The sequence below is a fragment of the Paracoccus aestuariivivens genome, from assembly GCF_009711225.1.
Classification (GTDB): domain Bacteria; phylum Pseudomonadota; class Alphaproteobacteria; order Rhodobacterales; family Rhodobacteraceae; genus Paracoccus; species Paracoccus aestuariivivens.
In genome coordinates this window covers 73,459-91,417 of sequence record NZ_WMIE01000005.1, presented here as the reverse complement: position 1 = coordinate 91,417, position 17,959 = coordinate 73,459, and the positions used below count along the sequence as shown (strand labels likewise).

The window sequence follows — 17,959 nt, the reverse complement described above, 5'->3', positions numbered from 1 at the left end:
GCATTCGGGCGGCGGGGGTGACCCCGCCGCTTTGTCTTTCGGGGGAAAAGATGCAGTTTTCAGCCAATCTTGGCTTTTTGTGGACCGATCTAGCCTTGCCTGACGCGATCCGCGCCGCTGCCGCCGCCGGTTTTGACGCCGTGGAATGCCATTGGCCCTATGAATATGCGCCCGAGGCAATCGCTGCCGCCTTGGCCGAGACGGGGCTTGCAATGCTGGGGCTGAATACCCATCGCGGCCAACCCGGCGAGAACGGCCTTTCCGCAATCCCCGGCCGTGAGGCCGAGGCGCGCGCCGAGATCGACCGCGCCATCGCCTATGCCCGTGCCATCGGCTGCAAGGCGGTTCACGTCATGGCGGGTATCGCCCAAGGCGACGCGGCCGAGGTCGTATTTCTGGCCAATCTGGACTACGCTTGTAAAACTGCACCTGAACTGACCATCCTGATCGAGCCGCTGAATAACCGCGATGCGCCGGGTTATTTCCTGTCGCATTCGGATCAGGCCATGCGTTTGATCGGGCGGGCGGGCCATCCGAACCTGAAACTGATGTTTGACTGCTACCATTTGCAGATCATGGATGGTGACCTGACCCGACGTTTGCAGCGCATGATGCCGGTGATCGGGCATGTGCAATTCGCCTCGGTTCCGGATCGCGGGACGCCGGATCATGGCGAGTTGGATCACCGCCACATCTGCAAGGTCTTGCGGGATCTGGGCTGGGTCAGACCTGTCGGGGCAGAGTACAAGCCCGTCGGGCCGACCGGCGACAGTCTGGGCTGGTTGCCAGAGTTACGGGCGATCTGATCCCGTGCCTTGTCGGCACGGGCTTTGGTATTTCGGGAAATGACGATCAGCCCTCGCGCGTTGGCAGGGTCGCGCCCGCGCGAGTGGCAAGGATCTTGGCGATGGCTGCGTCGGCTTCACGACCAAGGCCCGCATCGGACGCGGCTTGGTACAGTTGAAGCGAGCTTTCGGCCAGCGGCACCGGACTACCCAAGGCACGGGCCGCGTCAGTGACGATTCCAAGATCCTTGACGAAAATATCGACCGCCGAGAACGGCGTATAGTCGCCCGAGACGACTTGTGGTCCGCGGTTCTCGAACATCCAGCTGTTTCCGGCGCATTCGGTGATGACGTCCTGCACCGTCGCCAGATCAAGGCCGGATTTCGCTGCAAGGACCATCGCTTCGGCCATTGCGGCGATGTGGACGCCAGCCAGAAGCTGGTTGATCAGCTTCATCCGGCTACCGGCGCCGGCGTCGTCTCCTAAGCGGAAGACGCGCGCTGCGATGGCGTCAAGGGCAGGCTGGATGCGGTCGAAAGCTTGCGGCGGGCCGGACGCCATGATGCTGATCTGGCCTGCCTGAGCCTTTGTGGCTCCGCCCGAAACCGGCGCGTCTATGACGAGCATGCCGGCACTCATAAGGTCCGAAGCAATGGCGACGGCATCGTCGGGTTGCATGGTGGGGCACAGCACAAAGACGGTTCCGGGAACGGCGGTGCTGATAGTGCCATCCGCGCCGAACAGCACCGTGCGCGTTTGCGACGCATTGACGACATAGACGAATATGGCATCCGCACCGCGTGCGGCCTCGGCAGGACTTGCGGCGGCCTGCCCCCCTGCGGCGGTAAGCTCTGCCACAGGGCTGGGGTTCAGGTCGACGCCGCGTACCGGAAATCCGGCGCGCGCCAGTGACAGGGCCGCTCCGATCCCCATCGAGCCAAGGCCGATAACTGCGCAGGTCAGGGTCATGTCACGGCCTCCTTCCGGCGCAGGATGGCGCGGCGGATCAGCGGGGCGCACCAGACAAGGATGGTAAAGATGCCAAGGCCCGCGGCAATGGGTCGATCAAAGAAGGCCATCAGATGTCCATCGGCCTTGATCATCGAGGTGATGAAATGCTGTTCCAGCAACGGGCCAAGCACGAGGCCAAGGATTGCGGGCGCAATGGGGATGTCGTTTTCCTCCATCAGGAAGCCGATGATGCCGAAGCACAGCATCAGGATGATGCCGAAGACCGAGTTGGTGATCGCGAAGGCACCGACCATGCAGAAAAGCGTGATGATCGGCATCAGGATCTTTTGCGGCACGGCAAGGATCGTCGTCGCGGCGCGGATCGCGAGCCAGCCCAGCGGGATCATCAGCAGGTTCGCCAGCAGGAAGACGATGAACAGCGCGTTGATCAGTTCGGCCTGATTGATGAAGATCGTCGGCCCCGGATTCATGCCCTTGATGTAAAGCACGCCGATGACGATGGCGGTGATCGAGTCGCCGGGGATGCCAAAGACCAGCGCCGGAATCCATGCTCCGCTGACGGCGGCATTGTTGGAAGCGCCTGCCTCGACCAAACCCTCGACATGGCCCTTGCCGAATTTTTCGGGTTCGCGCGAGAAGCGCTTCGACATCGCATAGGATATCCATGCCGCGATATCGGCTCCTGCACCGGGCAATGCGCCGATCAGCGTACCGGTGACATTGCCGCGCAGCATCTGCTTGGGGTAGCGGCGGATCACGGGCAATTGGCTTTTCAGCAGGCCCTTGGTCGAAGGGCGAAGCGGTGCGCCCGTTTTATGGCCGCGCACCAGATAGCGCAGCACCTCGGCCAGCGCGAAAAGCCCGATCATCGCCGGAATGAACGAGATGCCCCCCAGAAGATCGACATTGCCGAATGTGAAGCGTGGCTCGGCGGTCGGGTTGTCCATGCCGACGCAGGCCGCGACCAGCCCGATCACCAGCGCGACCAGTCCGCGCGGGACCGATCCGGGAGAGACGAAGATCGCAGCGGAAAGACCCAGCAAGACCAGCCAGAAATACTCGAAAGACGAGAATTTCAGCGCGATTTCCGCAAGGATCGGTGAGGCGAGGATAAGGACTATCGTTCCGAAGACGCCTCCGATGACGGAAAAGACCAGCAGCGCGCCAAGCGCTTCATTGCCACGGCCATCGCGCGTCATGCGATACGCGTCATCGACGTAGGCTGCCGAGGCGGGTGTGCCCGGGATGCGAAGCAACGCGCCGGGGATGTCGCCGGAAAAGATTGCCATGGCCGAGGCGGTGACGATCGAGGCGATGGCGGCGATCGGCTCCATGAAGAAGGTGATCGGGACCAGAAGCGCGGTGGCCATGGTCGCCGTCAGGCCGGGAATGGCTCCGACGAACAGGCCAAAGGCACCGGACAGGACCATGACCATCAGCACTTGCGGATCGAAGACCATGGCGAAGGATTGGGCGAGAACGCTCATATGTCGGACCTCACCACGGCAGGGACAGGATTTCGCCGCGCGGCAGCGGCACCATCAGGAGCTTGCCGAAGGCGAATTGCACGACAAGGACCGCCGCGACCGAGACGACCAGCGCGGGCAGAGGCTTTGTTCCGGTCAGAAGCATCAGCGCAAAAACCAGAACAAGGCTTGCCAATGTGAAGCCCATCCAATCCGACATAAGGATATAGGCAGCGATCAAACCGATGGTGGCGGCAATCCGGCCCCAAGCTGCCGGTTCGCGCGCCCATTCGACCACGTCGGCCAGCGGTGCGCCGCGTTCGGTGGCAAGCCCTTGCAGAATCAGCCAGATTCCGACGATGGCAGTCAGGCCCGAAATAGCCAATGGCAGGGTTTCCGCCCCGTATTTTTGTCCCGGTAAGGGCGAAAATTGCCGCGAGGCGAGGAACAGCGCCACAGCCCCCAGCAATGTCAGCGCGCCTAGCGCGCGGTCTCCGAGTCTCATGCCGGTTCCTCCTTCGACATTGACGAAGAAGGCCGCAGGATTGCCCCCGCGGCCTTTGTCATCACTTTGCCAGACCGGCTTTCTTCATGACTTCGCCTAGGCTCGCGTCATCGGCGGCAACCAAAGCGGTTGCTTCCTCGGATGCGGCCCAACGCAGGCCGAAGCCGCGTTCCTTCATGAAGTTCTGATAGGATTCGCTGTTATATGCCTTCTCGATTGCGGCAGTCAGCTTTTCGCGCGCTTCGGGGGGCATGTCCTTGGGCGCGGCAATGGCGCGCCAGACCGAAAGCTTCCAGTCCGAGCCGGTCGCTTCCTTCAGGGTCGGAACGTCGGGGAACATCGCCTGACGTTCGTCCGACATGCTGGCCAGCGCGCGCACGCGGGTCGCGTCGATCAGCGAACGGCCTTCCGCCAGCGAGGACGGCACCATCTGTACCCCTCCGGCGACCATGTCGGTCAGACCTGCGGCTGCGCCTTGGCTGGGAACGAAGGGAACTGCCTCGACCGGAATGCCTTCGGACATGAGCCAACCCAGCAAGTTCAGGTGCCAGATGCCACCTTGTCCGGTGCCCGATGCCTTTACGGTTCCGGCAGGGTCGGCTTTGATCGTATCGCGCAACGCGGCGGCATCTTTCCACGGCGCGTCCGCCGAAACCATGATCCCGCCGGGATCGGCATTGACCAGCGCCAGAATGTCGAAATCCTTGTAGGTCAGGTCGGTCAGCCCCTGCCAATGCATCATGTCGATCTCGATCGTCATGACGCCGATGGTGTAGCCATCGGGCTTGGCCTTGGCGATGGCGCTATGGCCGACGACGCCTGAGCCACCGGTTCGGTTCACCACGTTCACCGGCTTGCCGAGTTCCTCTTGCAGGATCTGTCCGAAGATCCGGCCAACGGCATCTGTTCCACCGCCCGCGCCCCAAGGGACGATCATTTCGATCGGGCGTTCAGGATATTCGGCGAGTGCCGGGGCGGCCCAGTGGCCAAGCGTCAGCGTAGCCGCAAGCAGCGGCAGAACGGTTCTGCGGTCCATAAATTTCCTCCCTTGTGGCACGATGCTGTGCCATTCCTCCGGGGAGAAGGATCAATACAGACGTATACATTGTCAACGGTGCTGTAGGGATTGCCCGCAATTCAGGCGTTGATCGACGGATCGTAATGCATACGCGCTGCCAATTGGTCGGCCTTGTCGAAATATTGCGGCGAAAGCTGCATGATCGCGGGCAGGTCGCCAAAGACGCGGCGCAGATGCAGGCGCATCGCCTTTTCGGCCTGATCCGGATCGCCCGCCGCGATGGCATCGACAACGGCGCGATGTTGATCCAGCATGATATCCTTGGGCGAGATTGCCGAAACCAGATGGCGCACGCGGTCGAGATGCATCTTAAGCCCCTGCAGATGTCGCCACACGACGGTCTGTCCCGCGATGGCGGCCAGCGAGTAATGGAACTCCTCGTCCAGCGTCACCAATGCGGCGGCATCACCCTGCGCGATCAATTGCTGCCGCTCGAGGATCCCGTTCAGCGCCACGATCTGCTGCGGTTGGGCCAGTCGGGCGGCCAGCCGGACGATATCGGCCTCGACGGATTCGCGGATGAAGCGTGTACCCATCACCCAATCCATATCGATCCGCGAGACATAGGTGCCACGCTGGGGACGAACCTCGATCAGCCCGTCACCGGTCAACCGGATGAAGGCTTCGCGGATGGGCTGGCGCGACAGGTCGTACTGATCCGCGATTTCCTGTTCCGACAGCCGGAGTCCCGGCATCAATTCTCCCGAGATGATGCGCTTGCGTAGCACGCCATACATCTGCACGGCGGCGGGTTGGTCGGTTGCATGTCCGGAATTCGGCCGCGCGTGATCAGACTCGGGGTTGGGGGTGGCCATGGTTGTCCTCCTCACCTCCCATTTCGATCCAAGCATGCCGTTGCGTCAACTCTTTGTTTTGTGGGTGAAACTCAGGATTGTGGACTGGCGGTAGAGTTGGCCAAGCGGAAGTATCGCAGAGGGATAGCCGGGATTGTGAACGGCATCGGGCCAAAGCTGCGATTCCAGTGCAATCCCCGCATGTTGGCCATAGGGCATACCTCCAGTTCCGATCGCGCCGGGGCGCATGTGATCGGCGGCATAGACCTGCAATCCCGGCTCGGTCGAGGCGATCCGAAGACGCAGATCGCCAGCCTCAAGCGTGGCGACAGGCTGTGGCAGCGTCTGCTTCCGGTCCGCGACGCACAGGTTATGATCGATCAGCGGGCCGTCCAGACGATCACCAAGACGGGTGGCCGTGCGGAAGTCCAGATGCGAGCCCTGAACCGGTGCCGTTGGTCCAAGCGGGATCAGATCGGCATCGACCGGCAGATAGCTTTCGGCCAGAACGGTCAGGCGGTGGTCCGCGATGCTGTGGCTGCCGTCCAGATTGAAATAGGTATGCTGGGCGAAGTTGCAGACCGTGGTCTCGCTTGCGGTGACAAGCATATCGATCTGCAGGGTCGCGTCGGGCAGCAGGCGATACCGGACATGGACCAGCATCGCGCCCGGAAACCCCATATGGCCGTCGGGCAGATAGTCGGACAGGGCCACGGCGTCTTCCGTGATCTCGCCAACGGCCCAGTTCCGAACACCGGTCCCGTCCGAGCCGCCATGCAGCATGGTCAGGTCGCGTTCGTTGCGGTCCAGCGTCAGGATTTTGCCTTCGACAAGCGCCTCGCCCCGCGCGACGCGGTTGGCACAGCGCCCGACGATCGCGCCGAAGTAGCGGCCTTCGTCCAGATAGGGTGCAAGAGTGGGGAAGCCCAAAACCAGCGGATGGTCCACGCCGTCAAGCCGAAGATCCTGAACCGACGCGCCAAGTGTCAACAACGACAAGGTCAGGCCATGTGCGCTGATCGTGATCCGTTCGACCTTTTGGCCGTCGGGCAGCGTGCCGAATTCTTCGCGGGTCATAGGATGACCTTGGGCTCGGGGCGGCCTTTGGCATTGCCGGGCAAGACCAGCCATGTCCGGCCATCCTGCGCGCCACCCAGATCGACGGCGGCACTGGTCAGCAGGATGCGGTCCAGCTTTTCGCCGAAGAACGCGGGGCAGGTGGTCTGTTTCGAGGGCACCTCGATCTGATCCAGCAGCCGTCCGTCGGGCGCGTGGCAGACCAGACGGCCGGTTCCCCAGCGGGCGTTCCAGAAATTGCCCTTGGAATCGGTAACGGCTCCGTCGGGATATTCATCGGTGCCGCGCAGATCCAGAAAGACTCGCGGCTCGCCGGTGGGCCAGCCGTTTTCGTCCAGATCCTGCACCCAGACGGTCTGTTCGGCGGTATCGGCATAATAGCCCAGACGACCATCGACCGAGAAGCAGATCGCGTTCGAGATCGAGACGTTCGCGTGCAGCTTGCGCAACTCGCCACGATAGTAGCGATAGATCGCGCCCTGTCCGTGGCTTGCATCGACGGCCATTGTCCCGATCCAGAACCCGCCATGCGGATCGGCGCGGCCGTCATTCGAGCGGGTGTCGGAACGGTCAGCCTCGAGCGCGACCAGATGCTGCTGGCTGCCATCGCGCAGGTCAAAACGGAACAACGCCGTTTCGCTGGCGATCAGCAGGTTGTTGTGATCGATCCAGCCCGCCGCCGAGACGCGCTCGTCAAAATGCCAAGCCAGTTCGCGCCCGTCTTTGCGGCTGAGCATCCGGCGGCCCAGAATATCGAACCAGAAGGCCTGTTGCCGCTCGGGGTGCCAGAACGCGCCTTCGCCTAGAAGGCAAGGGCGCGGATCGAAAAGCGTATATCTCATGCTGGCAAGGCGGCGACCATTTCGCGGGCGCGTTTGGCCACGACCTCGGCGCTGTCGCCGGGTTTGTAAAGCGACGAGCCGATACCGAAGCCCTGAGCGCCTGCCGCGAACCAATCGGCAAAATTGCTGGGTCCGACGCCGCCAACGGCATAAACTGAGATGTCTTTGGGAAGCACCGCCCGCAAGGCCCTGAGCGTACCCAGTCCGGCCTGATCGGCAGGGAACAGCTTCAGCCCCGTCGCGCCTGCCTGAATTGCGGCGAAACACTCGGTCGCCGTAAACACCCCGGGATAGGATTCCAGCCCGCGGCGACGGGTTTCGCGGATCACTTCAGGATTTGTGTTCGGCGAGACGATCATCCGTCCGCCCGCGTCGGCGACGCGCGCCACATCCTCGACCGTGAGCACGGTTCCAGCCCCGATGATAGCCTGACCTGCGAAGCTTGTGGACATCAGCCGGATGCTTTCCAGCGGATCGGGCGAGTTCAGCGGCACTTCGATCCGGTCGATGCCGGAATCGATCAGGGCCTGGCCAACGTCGAGGGCATCGGCCGGAGTCAGGCCGCGCAGAATGGCGATGATGGGCTGGGTCATGTGTTCCTCGTCAGGGCAGTAGCGGCAGCGGTCAGTCCGGAAAGGACAAGTTCCCCCCCGTCCAACTGATGTGCATCAGCGCCCGCCTGCGTCAAGGCCCCAGCGTAAAGAGACGAGAGTTCCGGCGCGCCAATTATCACGACGCGGCGTCCGTGCCAAAGCGGATGGGCCGAAGCCAGCTCGGATCCGATCAGCAGACCGGACAGGCGACCCGCGCCTTGTTCCGGCGTCAGTCCGTTCAACAGCGCGGCAGCCCGCAAGGGAAACAGTCCCGCTGCCGCCATATCGGCATTCGTCGCGGCCTGCGCCGATGCCTCAAGGAAACTGACCCGATCCGGCTTGGCGTCACCGATCGTCAGGCGCAGGACCGACTGGCGCGAAAGCAAGGCATAAACCTCGCCGGTCATGAAGGTGTGGAAGCCCTCGACGCGGCCGTCGGTGATGATGACCCATTTGCAATGGGTTCCCGGCAAGCACAGCGTGCCTTCGAAATCGGGATTTTGGGCCAGAAAGCCCGCAATCTGGGTTTCCTCGCCGCGCAGAACGTCGGGCGGGTCGATCTGTGAAAGGCCGGGCAGGATATGCACGTCCAGACGGGGATCGTTGACCTGCGGGCGTGTCGCGCGTTGGGGATCAAGCGGTGTGCAGGGGGTGTGGCGGTATTCGGCCTCGGCCCAGCCGGTGCGCGCGCCGACCATGCCGCAGGCGATGATCGGGATCGGTTGGTCGCCCAGCCAATCCTCGACCAGTTCCAGCAGGGCAGGCTCGAATCCGTCACGCGACAGGCTGCCCATGCCTTTGTCCGAGGAGCGGTTCTCCAGCACCTCGGACCCTTGCATGGCCCAGACGCGCAGCCGGGTGGTGCCCCAATCGACTGCGATCCAGTCCGGCCTTACCATTCGAAGGCGTCCGTCCGGACGCGGCGGCCCAGCATCATCGCATCGGCGACATGGCGGAACGGAGCCACGTCGACATCGCTTTCGCCTGTCGCGATGAGTTCAGCGAAGCGGGCATAGATGCGGTCATATTCGCCCGCCAGCGCGCCTTGCTCGGACAGAACGACACCGTCCGCGGTGATGGTCGCGCCGCCTTGCGAGAGCTCCATCACACCGCGATCGGTCTCGATCCGCATGTCCCAGGTCTGCACGCCGGTCTCGCGGAAATCGAAATCCAGATCGACCGGAGCGCCTTCTTCGGTCAGCATTTTCAGCTGAGCGGCGATCGGCGTGTCGCGGTTTTCGGGGAATTCCAGCGCGGCCTCGGTCGTGTAAAGACCGATCGGCAGGATATAGGTCAGGATCGAATAGGCGTTGATGCCCGGATCGAAGACGCCGGTTCCGCCGGGGGCAAAGATCCAGTCCTGACCGGGATGCCAGCGCCGGACATCCTCGCGCCAAGTCACGGTGATCGCCGTGATCTTGCGGCTGGCAAGCCAGTCCCGCGCGCCGGGGATGCCGGGGGCGAACTGGCTGTGCCATGCGGTGAAGAGCGTCTTGCCCTGTTCCTTGGCGATGCGCTGAAGCGTCATCACCTCGGACACGGTGGTTCCCGGCGGCTTTTCCAGCAACACGTGGCGACCGGCCAGCAGCGCCTCGCGTGCGACCGCGAAGCGGACCTGCGGCGGCGTGCAAAGCGCGACCGCGCCGACTTCCGGGCGCTCGGCCAGGAAAGTCGTCACGTCCTTGTAGGAGGAGATGCCCTCGGCCGTGTTGAACGGATCGACCGTGGCCGCGAAGTTGAAGGCCGATGAGGCCTCCAACGCAGGGCGGTGCTGTTCGCGGGCAATCTTGCCGAAGCCGATAATGGCGAGATCAGTGGCTGTCACGTCCCACCTCGCTTCCGCGGCAACCTTTCAGGAAGTCGAAATCGGCCCCGGTATCGGCACCCTCGACATGCTCATGGAACATGCGGGCATAGCCCGAGGCCGGCGGCTCGACCGGGTTTTTCCACTCGGCCAGACGGGCGGCGATTTCCTCATCCGACAGGTCCAGATGCAGACGGCGGTTCGGCACGTCCAGCTCGATCCAGTCGCCCGAGCGGACAATGGCCAGCGGGCCACCGCGCGCGGCTTCGGGCGAGGTGTGCAGGACAACCGTGCCGTAAGCCGTGCCCGACATGCGCGCATCGGAAATGCGCACCATATCGGTGATGCCTTTTTTCAGCACTTTGGGCGGCAGGCCCATATTGCCGACCTCGGCCATGCCCGGATAGCCCTTGGGACCGCAGTTCTTCATGACCATGATGCAGGTCTCGTCGATGTCGAGCGCGTCATCATTGATCCGGGCCTTGTAGTCGTCGATATCCTCGAAGACCACGGCGCGGCCACGGTGCTGCATCAGATGGGGCGAGGCGGCCGAGGGCTTCAGCACCGCGCCCAGCGGCGCGAGGTTGCCCTTGAGGACCGCGATGCCGCCCTGTTGGGTCAAGGCTTTCTCGACCGGCAGGATGACGTCTTCGTTCCAGTTCTTGGCGTCCTTGACCTCATCCCAGATCGTGTCGCCGGAAACGGTCAGCGCGTTCTTATGCAGCAGACCCGCTTCGCCCAGATGCTTCAGCACGACGGGCAGGCCACCGGCATAGAAGAACTCTTCCATCAGGTATTTGCCCGACGGCATCAGGTTCACGATGGTCGCCACGTCGCGACCGCAGCGGTCCCAGTCGTCCAGCGTCAGTTCGACACCCGTACGGCCCGCCATGGCCAGCAGGTGGACCACGGCATTGGTCGAGCCGCCAATCGCGCCATTGCAGCGGATCGCGTTCTCGAAGGCTTCCTTGGTCATGATGTCGCTGGGCTTCAGGTCGTCCTTGACCATCTGCACGATGCGGCGACCGGTCATCTGCGCCATCACGCGGCGACGGCTATCGACCGCCGGGATCGCGGCATTGCCCGACAGCGCCATGCCAAGGGCTTCCGCCATCGACGCCATCGTCGAGGCGGTGCCCATGGTGTTGCAGGTGCCCGAGGAACGGCTCATCGCCTGCTCGGCCTCAAGGAACTCGTCCTGCGTCATCTCGCCAGCCTTCACGGCCTCCGAGAATTTCCACAGATGGGTGCCCGAGCCGATACGCTCGCCACGGAACCAGCCGTTCAGCATCGGACCGCCGGTGACGACGATCGACGGAATGTCGGTCGAGGCTGCGGCCATCAGCAGCGAAGGCGTGGTCTTGTCGCAGCCGACCATAAGGACGGCACCGTCGATCGGCTGGCCGCGCATCGCTTCCTCGACCGCCATGGCGGCGAGGTTGCGATACATCATCGCGGTCGGGCGGAAGGTGTTTTCCGATGCCGAGAAGACCGGAACCTCGACCGGGAAGCCACCGGCCTCCCAGATCCCGGCTTTGACCTTCTCAGCCAGTTCCCGCAGGTGGCCGTTGCAAGGCGTCAGGTCCGACCAGGTGTTCAGGATGCCGATAACCGGGCGTCCGTCGAACAGGTCATGCGGGTAGCCTTGGTTCTTCAGCCAGCCACGGTGATAGATCGTGTCACGCGAGTTGCCGCCGTACCAGTGCTGCGAGCGGAGTTTGCGGGGCCATTCTGCAGGTTTGAAGGTCATTAGGATTTTCGCTTGTTCGAGACGTCAAAGATGACGGCGGCCATAAGGACGAGGCCCTTGATGACCTGTTGATAGTCGATGCCGATGCCAAGGATCGACATGCCGTTGTTCATGACGCCCATGATGAAAGCGCCGATGATCGCGCCGACCACGGTGCCGACGCCGCCCGACATGGATGCGCCGCCGATGAAGACTGCCGCAATCACGTCGAGTTCAAAGCCAACGCCCGCTTTCGGCGTGGCCGAGTTCAGACGGGCCGAGACGACCATGCCAGCCAGTGCCGCGAGCATGCCCATATTGACGAAGGTCAGGAAGGTGATGCGCTCGACATTGATGCCCGACAGTTTCGCCGCTTTCTCATTGCCGCCGATGGCATAGATGCGGCGACCGAGCGTCGTGCGTTCCGAGATGAAGGCGTAAAGCGCGACCAGAACCGCCATGACGATGAAGACGTTCGGCAGGCCACGGAAGTTCGCCAGCGCCCAAGTCATCCATGCCAGAGCGACAAAGATCAGGGCGTTCTTGCCGACGAAGAAGGCGAAAGGCTCATCGGCGATGCCGACGGCTTCTTCGCGTTTGCGGTTGCGGATCTGAATCCACAGGATCACCAGCGCGGCAGCCCAGCCCAGAACCAGCGACAGCACGTTCGGCTTGCCCACCCCGAAGAGGTCCGGGATGAAGCCCGAGGCGATCATCTGGAAGTCTTTGGGGAAGGGGCCGATCGACTGGCCTTGCAGCGCCCACATGGTCAAGCCGCGGAAGACAAGCATCCCAGCCAGCGTGACGATAAAGGACGGGATCTTCCAATAGGCGATCCAATAGCCCTGAATCGCGCCGATAATGGCACCGGCGACAAGGCTCAGGACCACGACCAGCGGAACCGGAAGGCCCATTTTGACGATCATGATCGCCGCCAGCGCTCCGACAAAGGCCGCGACCGAGCCGACCGACAGGTCGATATGGCCCGCGACGATGATCAAGAGCATCCCCACCGCCATGATGACGATGTGGCTGTTTTGCAGGAACAGGTTCGTCAGGTTGACCGGGCGGAACAGGATGCCGCCGGTCACGACCTGGAAGAAGGCCATGATGACGACAAGCGCGAAAAGGATGCCGTATTGGCGGATGTTGCGGCGGATGAAGCCGAACGTGTCGCTGCCGCGATCGGTTGTGGTATCAGACATGGGCGGTCTCTGCCTCGATCTCTTCGGGGGTGATGTCTTCCTCGGTCAGGTCATGGCCCGACTTGATGATGACCGACATGATGCGTTCCTGGGTCGCCTGCGCGGTGGGCATCTCGCCCACCAGACGACCCTCGTTCATCACGATAACGCGGTCAGTGATGCCCAGAAGTTCGGGCATCTCGGAAGAAATCACGATGATGGACTTACCCGCGGCAGCAAGGTCGCGGATGATGGTATAGATCTCGTATTTCGCGCCCACGTCGATGCCGCGGGTCGGCTCATCAAGGATCAGGATTTCGGGCTCTGAGAAAAGCCATTTGGCCAGCACGACCTTTTGCTGGTTGCCGCCCGACAGGTTCATCGTCGCCTGATCGATGTTCGGCGCGCGGATGTTGATTGCCTTGCGGTAGTCCTGCGCGATCTTGCCTTCCTTATGGCGGTCGATGATGCCGTTTTTCGCAACGCCGGGCAGGTTCGCCAGCGGGATGTTGCGGCGGATCGAATCCTCAAGAATCAGGCCCAGCGATTTGCGGTCCTCGGTCACATAGGCAAGGCCGGCTTTGATCGCTTTCGAGACGGTGCTTACATCCACGCTCTTGCCGTGGATCGTGACGGTGCCGTTCTTGAAGATGCCGACCGAACGCCCGAACAGGCTCATCGCCAGTTCGGTGCGGCCAGCGCCCATCAGACCGGCAATGCCCAGAACCTCGCCCTGCTTCAGATCGAAATTGGCATTGTTGACCAGCAGGCGGCCATCGCCACCCTCTTCGGCCACAGTCCAGTCGCGGACCTTCATGATGACGTCGCCGATTTTCGGCTCGCGCGGCGGGTAACGGTCGTCCATCGAGCGGCCGACCATGTCCTTGATGATCTGGCTTTCCGGCACCATGCCCGAATGGTGCGAGACGGTCGCGCCGTCCCGCAGCACGGTGATACTGTCGCAGATTTCCGAAATTTCATTGAGCTTGTGCGAGATCATGATGGCGGTCATGCCCTGTTCGCGGAAACTCGCGAGCAGGCGCAGCAGCGCCGCGCTGTCATGTTCGTTCAGGGACGAGGTCGGCTCGTCAAGGATCAGCAGTTCCACCTTTTTCGACAGCGCCTTGGCGATCTCGATCAGCTGCTGCTTGCCCATGCCCAGTTCGCCGACCTTGGTCTCGGGGCTTTCGCGCAGACCGACCTTGGCCAGCAGTTCGGCGGTGCGGCGGTTGGTTTCGTGGCGGTCGATCACGCCGTTCTTGGCGATCTCGTTGCCCAGAAAGATATTCTCGGCGATCGACATATGCGGCACCAGAGCAAGCTCCTGGTGGATGATGACGATGCCCTCATGCTCGCTGTCGGCGATCTTCCTGAACGCCATCGGCTTGCCCTTGTACAGGATTTCGCCGTCATAGGAGCCATGCGGGTAGACGCCCGAAAGCACCTTCATCAGGGTGGATTTGCCGGCGCCGTTCTCGCCGCAAAGTGCGCGGATCTCGCCGGGTTTGACCACCATGTTGACGTTGTCGAGGGCTTTGACCCCGGGGAATTCCTTGGTAATTCCCCGCATTTCCAGAATGGCGTCCATAGTTACCTTGTGCCCCTGGCTACGGAATACGCCGCCGCAGGGGATCGGTCCCCTGCGGCGGCGCGGGTTGATCGGATTACTTCAGTTGGTCTTCGGTATAGTAACCCGAACCGACCAGAACGTCTTTCAGGTTTTTCTCGGTCACCGGAACCGGCTCAAGCAGGAAGGACGGAACGACCTTGACGCCGTTGTTGTAGGTCTCGGTGTCGTTGACTTTGGGCTCTTCGCCTTTGATCATCGCATCGACCATGCCGACGGTGACTTTGGCCAGCTCGCGGGTGTCCTTGAAGATGGTCGAATACTGCTCGCCAGCCAGGATCGACTTGACCGATTGCAGTTCTGCATCCTGACCCGACACGACCGGCATCGGCATATCGCCCGAACCGTAACCGATGCCTTTCAACGAGGAAAGGATACCGATCGACAGCCCGTCATAGGGCGACAGAACGCCGTTCACATGCTTGTCGGTGTAATTGGCCGACAGGATGTTATCCATGCGCGCCTGAGCGGTTGCCGGATCCCAGCGCAGCGTGCCGACCTTGTCCATGCCTTGCTGACCCGACGGGATCGCGATCGAGCCGTCGTCGATCAGCGGCTGCAGCACCGACATCGCGCCGTCATAGAAGAAGAAGGCGTTGTTGTCGTCCGGGCTGCCGCCGAACAGTTCGACGTTCCACGGCTTCACGTCCGGGAACTTGGTTTTCAGGCCTTCGACCAGCGTGTTGGCTTGCTCGACGCCGACCTTGAAGTTGTCGAAGGTCGCGTAATAGTCGATGTCGCCGGTGTCGCGGATCAGGCGGTCATAGGCGATGACCTTGATGTCGGCGGCTTTGGCGTTTGCCAGCGCGTTCGACAGCGTGGTGCCGTCGATGGCGGCGATGACCAGAACGTTCACGCCCTTGGTGATCATGTTTTCGATCTGGGCCAGCTGGTTCGGGATGTCGTCATCCGCATATTGCAGGTCGGTCTGGTAGCCGGCGTCCTGGAACTGCTTGACCATGTTGTCGCCGTCCGCGATCCAGCGCGCCGAGGTTTTCGTAGGCATCGAGATGCCGACCATGCCTTCAGCAAGAGCGAAGCTCGGCACCGAAAGCGCAGCGACCGAGGCAGCCGCAAGAGCGAGTTTCTTGAAAGTGAACATAGTATCCTCCCCGTATATGGGCACGACAGAAGAAGGCGCTTTTTTGTGAGCGCCCTTATGGCAATCTTCCGGTGCATCCCCCCGACGTTGCGGGTCTCTCGGGTCTTTCCCGAGTTTGATCACCGCGGCAGCGGAATTCAGCCCGCTTGCCTGACGCGTAAGCTATCTTGGGGCAGGGACGGGCGTCAATTTCGGTTTCTGAGTGAAGATATACCGTTTATGGTATATCTTAGCGCTAACATCGAAATGAACATACGGGCGGTGAATGCGATCGACGCGTGATCTTGGTGACGAACTGGTCTCAAAGGGAATAAAAATGAGGCAACTGGCATTGCTGGTTGCGGTCGAGCGCAGCGGGCAGCTTAGTCTTGCAGCATCGATCCTGAACATCACGCAACCGGCGGCCTCGCGGCTGTTGGGCGATCTGGAACGCATCGTCGGAGCCCAGTTGACGCAGCGTCATAGCCGCGGAGTCAGTCTGACTTTGGCCGGTCAACGACTGGCTGAACGGGCACGATCCATGCTGCGCGATCTGGACCTTGCGGGGCGTGAGGTGCGCGACATCAGCCGTGGCAGCGTCGGTTCGGTGCGTCTGGGCTCGGTCACCGGTCCTTCGCTGGAGTTGGTCCTGCCGGTTGTGCGCAGTCTTGAACAGTCCGAGCCCGATTTGCGGATCAGGATAGACGTGACCTCCAGCGACAGGCTGGCTTCAGAGCTTCTGATGGGCCATCTCGACCTGTATCTGGGTCGTGTGCCCGACGGAATCGATCCGAGCCAGTTCCAGCTGACGCCGATCGGGTCCGAGCCCTTGTCCTTGGTGGTCCGGCGCGATCACCCGCTGGCCCTTATGCCGGATTGCACGCTGGAAGATTGCCTGGAATATGACTGGGTGATGCAGCCCACCGGCAGCATGTTGCGCGGCACGGTTGATCGGTACCTGATCGAACGCGGTTTGCCTCCGCCCAGCACCGTGATCTCGACGGGATCGCTGATGTTGTCCTTTGCCTTCGTCATGCGCTCGCAGGCCGCGGCGGTCATATCGACGGCCGCGGCGAGGCTGTTCGGGATCGGCAAGGAAAATCCCGTGACCGAACTGCACGTCATGCCGGGATTGGCCGTCGAGCCGCATTCCATCGTGACGATCAAGGACCGCGTGCCGACGCCTTCGGCGCAGCTGTTCATGAATGTGCTGAAGGAGCAGATCCGGCAGCGCAGCACCTAGTCAGGCGCGCAATTCGGCCCATTCGGGGTGACGCTCGAACTGGGCGCGGACATAGGTACAGGCGGGAATGATCTGCACCCCGCGCTTGCGTGAATCGTCAATCAGGCGTTGGACAAGGGCCATGGCCGCGCCGCTGCCGCGCAGGGAATCCGGTGCATAGGTGTGGTCGGCGACGATGACGCCCGGACCGCCTGATTTCCACGTCAATTCTGCTTCGGCCTCGGTCCCCGGCAGCGAGGCGACGTAGCGTCCGGAACTGCCGAAATCCTCATGTGCGATACGAATCGAAGGCTGCGCCATTGGCTTCTCCCGTGATGCGCAACTGTAACGCGGCATCATGCGACGGGGTCCACCAGAAATGGTCAAATCAACACGACTGGCGCAAATTCGGGCAGGTGGCGCCGGTTTGATCCCGGCGCCCCGTGATCAGGCGCGTTCCGAATATTCGAAAAGCTCGGTGTTCACGATGATGCTTTCGTCAGCATCGACGAATGGCGGGATCATGACGCGGATGCCATTGTCCAGAATCGCCGGTTTGAAGCTTTTCGAGGCGGTCTGGCCGTTCAGGACCGGCTCGGTCTCGACAACCTTGCAGACGACTTTCTGCGGGATGCGGACCGACAAAGCCTCGTCGCCGTAATATTCGACGGTGGCGGTCATGCCGTCCTGCAGGAAGGGGCGGCGATCGCCCAGCAGGTCGGCGTCAAGTTCGGTCTGCTCGAAGGTTTCGCTGTCCATGAAGACCAGCTTGCCATCGGTTTCGTACAGGAATTGCTGGTCCTTGTTGTCCAGTTGGACGCGCTCGACCTTGTCTTCCGAACGGAAGCGTTCGTTCAGCTTGCGACCGTCGCGCAGGTTTTTCATCTCAACCTGAGCAAACGCACCGCCCTTGCCCGGCTTGACGTGGTTCACTTTCACGGCGGCCCACAGGCCACCGTCGTGTTCCAGCACGAAGCCAGGCTTAATTTCGTTGCCGTTGATCTTGGCCATGCGAGGCTACCTTATGAGAAATTCGCGCGCGTTCCTTACCTTGAACCGCGACTTCGCGCTCCTATATCCATGAGCGCGTTCGGTCGCAACCAAATCGTCTTTTCGGCGTTGTCAAGGGTTGCTGGACGTTTCCGGGTGTCGTGAAAGCTTTATCAAGCTCAAGCTACGGTCGAGTTCGCTTGGGTTTG

At 62.0% G+C, this 17,959-nt stretch carries 18 protein-coding genes; 2 read left to right on the top strand and 16 right to left on the bottom strand.

Annotation, left to right across the window (positions count from 1 at the left end; translation table 11 throughout):
- Window positions 1-50: 50 nt before the first annotated feature.
- Complete coding sequence (locus GL286_RS10670; protein ID WP_155095554.1) at window positions 51-806, top strand: hydroxypyruvate isomerase family protein; 756 nt, start codon at window positions 51-53, stop codon at window positions 804-806.
- Window positions 807-852: 46 nt separating this feature from the next.
- Here GL286_RS10670 and ltnD read toward each other — a convergent pair whose 3' ends face one another.
- The 14 genes from ltnD to chvE form a co-directional block, all read right to left on the bottom strand.
- The gene (ltnD, locus tag GL286_RS10665) at window positions 853-1,755 is read right to left on the bottom strand and encodes an L-threonate dehydrogenase (RefSeq protein ID WP_155095553.1); all 903 of its coding nucleotides are present in this window, start codon (window positions 1,753-1,755) and stop codon (window positions 853-855) included.
- Window positions 1,752-3,245, bottom strand: coding sequence for a tripartite tricarboxylate transporter permease (locus GL286_RS10660; protein WP_155095552.1), 1,494 nt, complete (start codon window positions 3,243-3,245; stop codon window positions 1,752-1,754). Before GL286_RS10660 ends, ltnD begins: the two co-directional genes overlap by 4 nt.
- A gap of 10 nt (window positions 3,246-3,255) precedes the next feature.
- A complete protein-coding gene (locus GL286_RS10655) occupies window positions 3,256-3,729 on the bottom strand; it encodes a tripartite tricarboxylate transporter TctB family protein (RefSeq protein ID WP_155095551.1) in 474 nt (157 codons plus the stop codon).
- 61 nt (window positions 3,730-3,790) lie between these two features.
- Window positions 3,791-4,765 (bottom strand): tripartite tricarboxylate transporter substrate binding protein, encoded by a 975-nt coding sequence (locus tag GL286_RS10650; RefSeq protein ID WP_155095550.1) that lies wholly within the window; start codon window positions 4,763-4,765, stop codon window positions 3,791-3,793.
- Between the two features lie 101 nt (window positions 4,766-4,866).
- Window positions 4,867-5,622, bottom strand: a complete 756-nt coding sequence (locus tag GL286_RS10645; RefSeq protein WP_155095549.1) for a GntR family transcriptional regulator — start codon at window positions 5,620-5,622, stop codon at window positions 4,867-4,869.
- Between the two features lie 45 nt (window positions 5,623-5,667).
- A complete protein-coding gene (locus GL286_RS10640; RefSeq protein WP_155095548.1) occupies window positions 5,668-6,678 on the bottom strand; it encodes an aldose epimerase family protein in 1,011 nt (336 codons plus the stop codon).
- Window positions 6,675-7,520: an SMP-30/gluconolactonase/LRE family protein gene (locus tag GL286_RS10635; protein WP_155095547.1), complete on the bottom strand. Its 846-nt coding sequence runs from the start codon at window positions 7,518-7,520 to the stop codon at window positions 6,675-6,677. Before GL286_RS10635 ends, GL286_RS10640 begins: the two co-directional genes overlap by 4 nt.
- Window positions 7,517-8,113, bottom strand: coding sequence for a 2-dehydro-3-deoxy-6-phosphogalactonate aldolase (locus GL286_RS10630; protein WP_155095546.1), 597 nt, complete (start codon window positions 8,111-8,113; stop codon window positions 7,517-7,519). Before GL286_RS10630 ends, GL286_RS10635 begins: the two co-directional genes overlap by 4 nt.
- Window positions 8,110-9,012 (bottom strand): 2-dehydro-3-deoxygalactonokinase, encoded by a 903-nt coding sequence (locus tag GL286_RS10625; protein WP_155095545.1) that lies wholly within the window; start codon window positions 9,010-9,012, stop codon window positions 8,110-8,112. The genes GL286_RS10630 and GL286_RS10625 overlap by 4 nt, the downstream gene beginning before the upstream one ends.
- Complete coding sequence (locus GL286_RS10620) at window positions 9,006-9,938, bottom strand: Gfo/Idh/MocA family oxidoreductase (RefSeq protein WP_170295141.1); 933 nt, start codon at window positions 9,936-9,938, stop codon at window positions 9,006-9,008. The genes GL286_RS10625 and GL286_RS10620 overlap by 7 nt, the downstream gene beginning before the upstream one ends.
- On the bottom strand, window positions 9,925-11,667 hold the full coding sequence (gene araD / locus GL286_RS10615) for an L-arabinonate dehydratase (protein WP_155095544.1): 1,743 nt from the start codon (window positions 11,665-11,667) through the stop codon (window positions 9,925-9,927). Before araD ends, GL286_RS10620 begins: the two co-directional genes overlap by 14 nt.
- The gene (mmsB, locus tag GL286_RS10610; RefSeq protein ID WP_155095543.1) at window positions 11,667-12,851 is read right to left on the bottom strand and encodes a multiple monosaccharide ABC transporter permease; all 1,185 of its coding nucleotides are present in this window, start codon (window positions 12,849-12,851) and stop codon (window positions 11,667-11,669) included. The genes araD and mmsB overlap by 1 nt, the downstream gene beginning before the upstream one ends.
- Window positions 12,844-14,418, bottom strand: a complete 1,575-nt coding sequence (gene mmsA, locus GL286_RS10605) for a multiple monosaccharide ABC transporter ATP-binding protein (RefSeq protein ID WP_155095542.1) — start codon at window positions 14,416-14,418, stop codon at window positions 12,844-12,846. Before mmsA ends, mmsB begins: the two co-directional genes overlap by 8 nt.
- Window positions 14,419-14,494: 76 nt before the next feature.
- Window positions 14,495-15,559, bottom strand: coding sequence for a multiple monosaccharide ABC transporter substrate-binding protein (gene chvE, locus GL286_RS10600; protein WP_155095541.1), 1,065 nt, complete (start codon window positions 15,557-15,559; stop codon window positions 14,495-14,497).
- Window positions 15,560-15,875: 316 nt separating this feature from the next.
- Here chvE and GL286_RS10595 point away from each other — a divergent pair, with 316 nt between their 5' ends.
- Complete coding sequence (locus tag GL286_RS10595; RefSeq protein WP_170295140.1) at window positions 15,876-16,781, top strand: LysR family transcriptional regulator; 906 nt, start codon at window positions 15,876-15,878, stop codon at window positions 16,779-16,781.
- Here GL286_RS10595 and GL286_RS10590 read toward each other — a convergent pair whose 3' ends face one another.
- Both GL286_RS10590 and efp read right to left on the bottom strand, forming a co-directional pair.
- Window positions 16,782-17,081: a GNAT family N-acetyltransferase gene (locus GL286_RS10590; protein ID WP_155095539.1), complete on the bottom strand. Its 300-nt coding sequence runs from the start codon at window positions 17,079-17,081 to the stop codon at window positions 16,782-16,784.
- A gap of 126 nt (window positions 17,082-17,207) precedes the next feature.
- On the bottom strand, window positions 17,208-17,771 hold the full coding sequence (efp, locus tag GL286_RS10585; protein WP_155095538.1) for an elongation factor P: 564 nt from the start codon (window positions 17,769-17,771) through the stop codon (window positions 17,208-17,210).
- Window positions 17,772-17,959 lie beyond the last annotated feature (188 nt).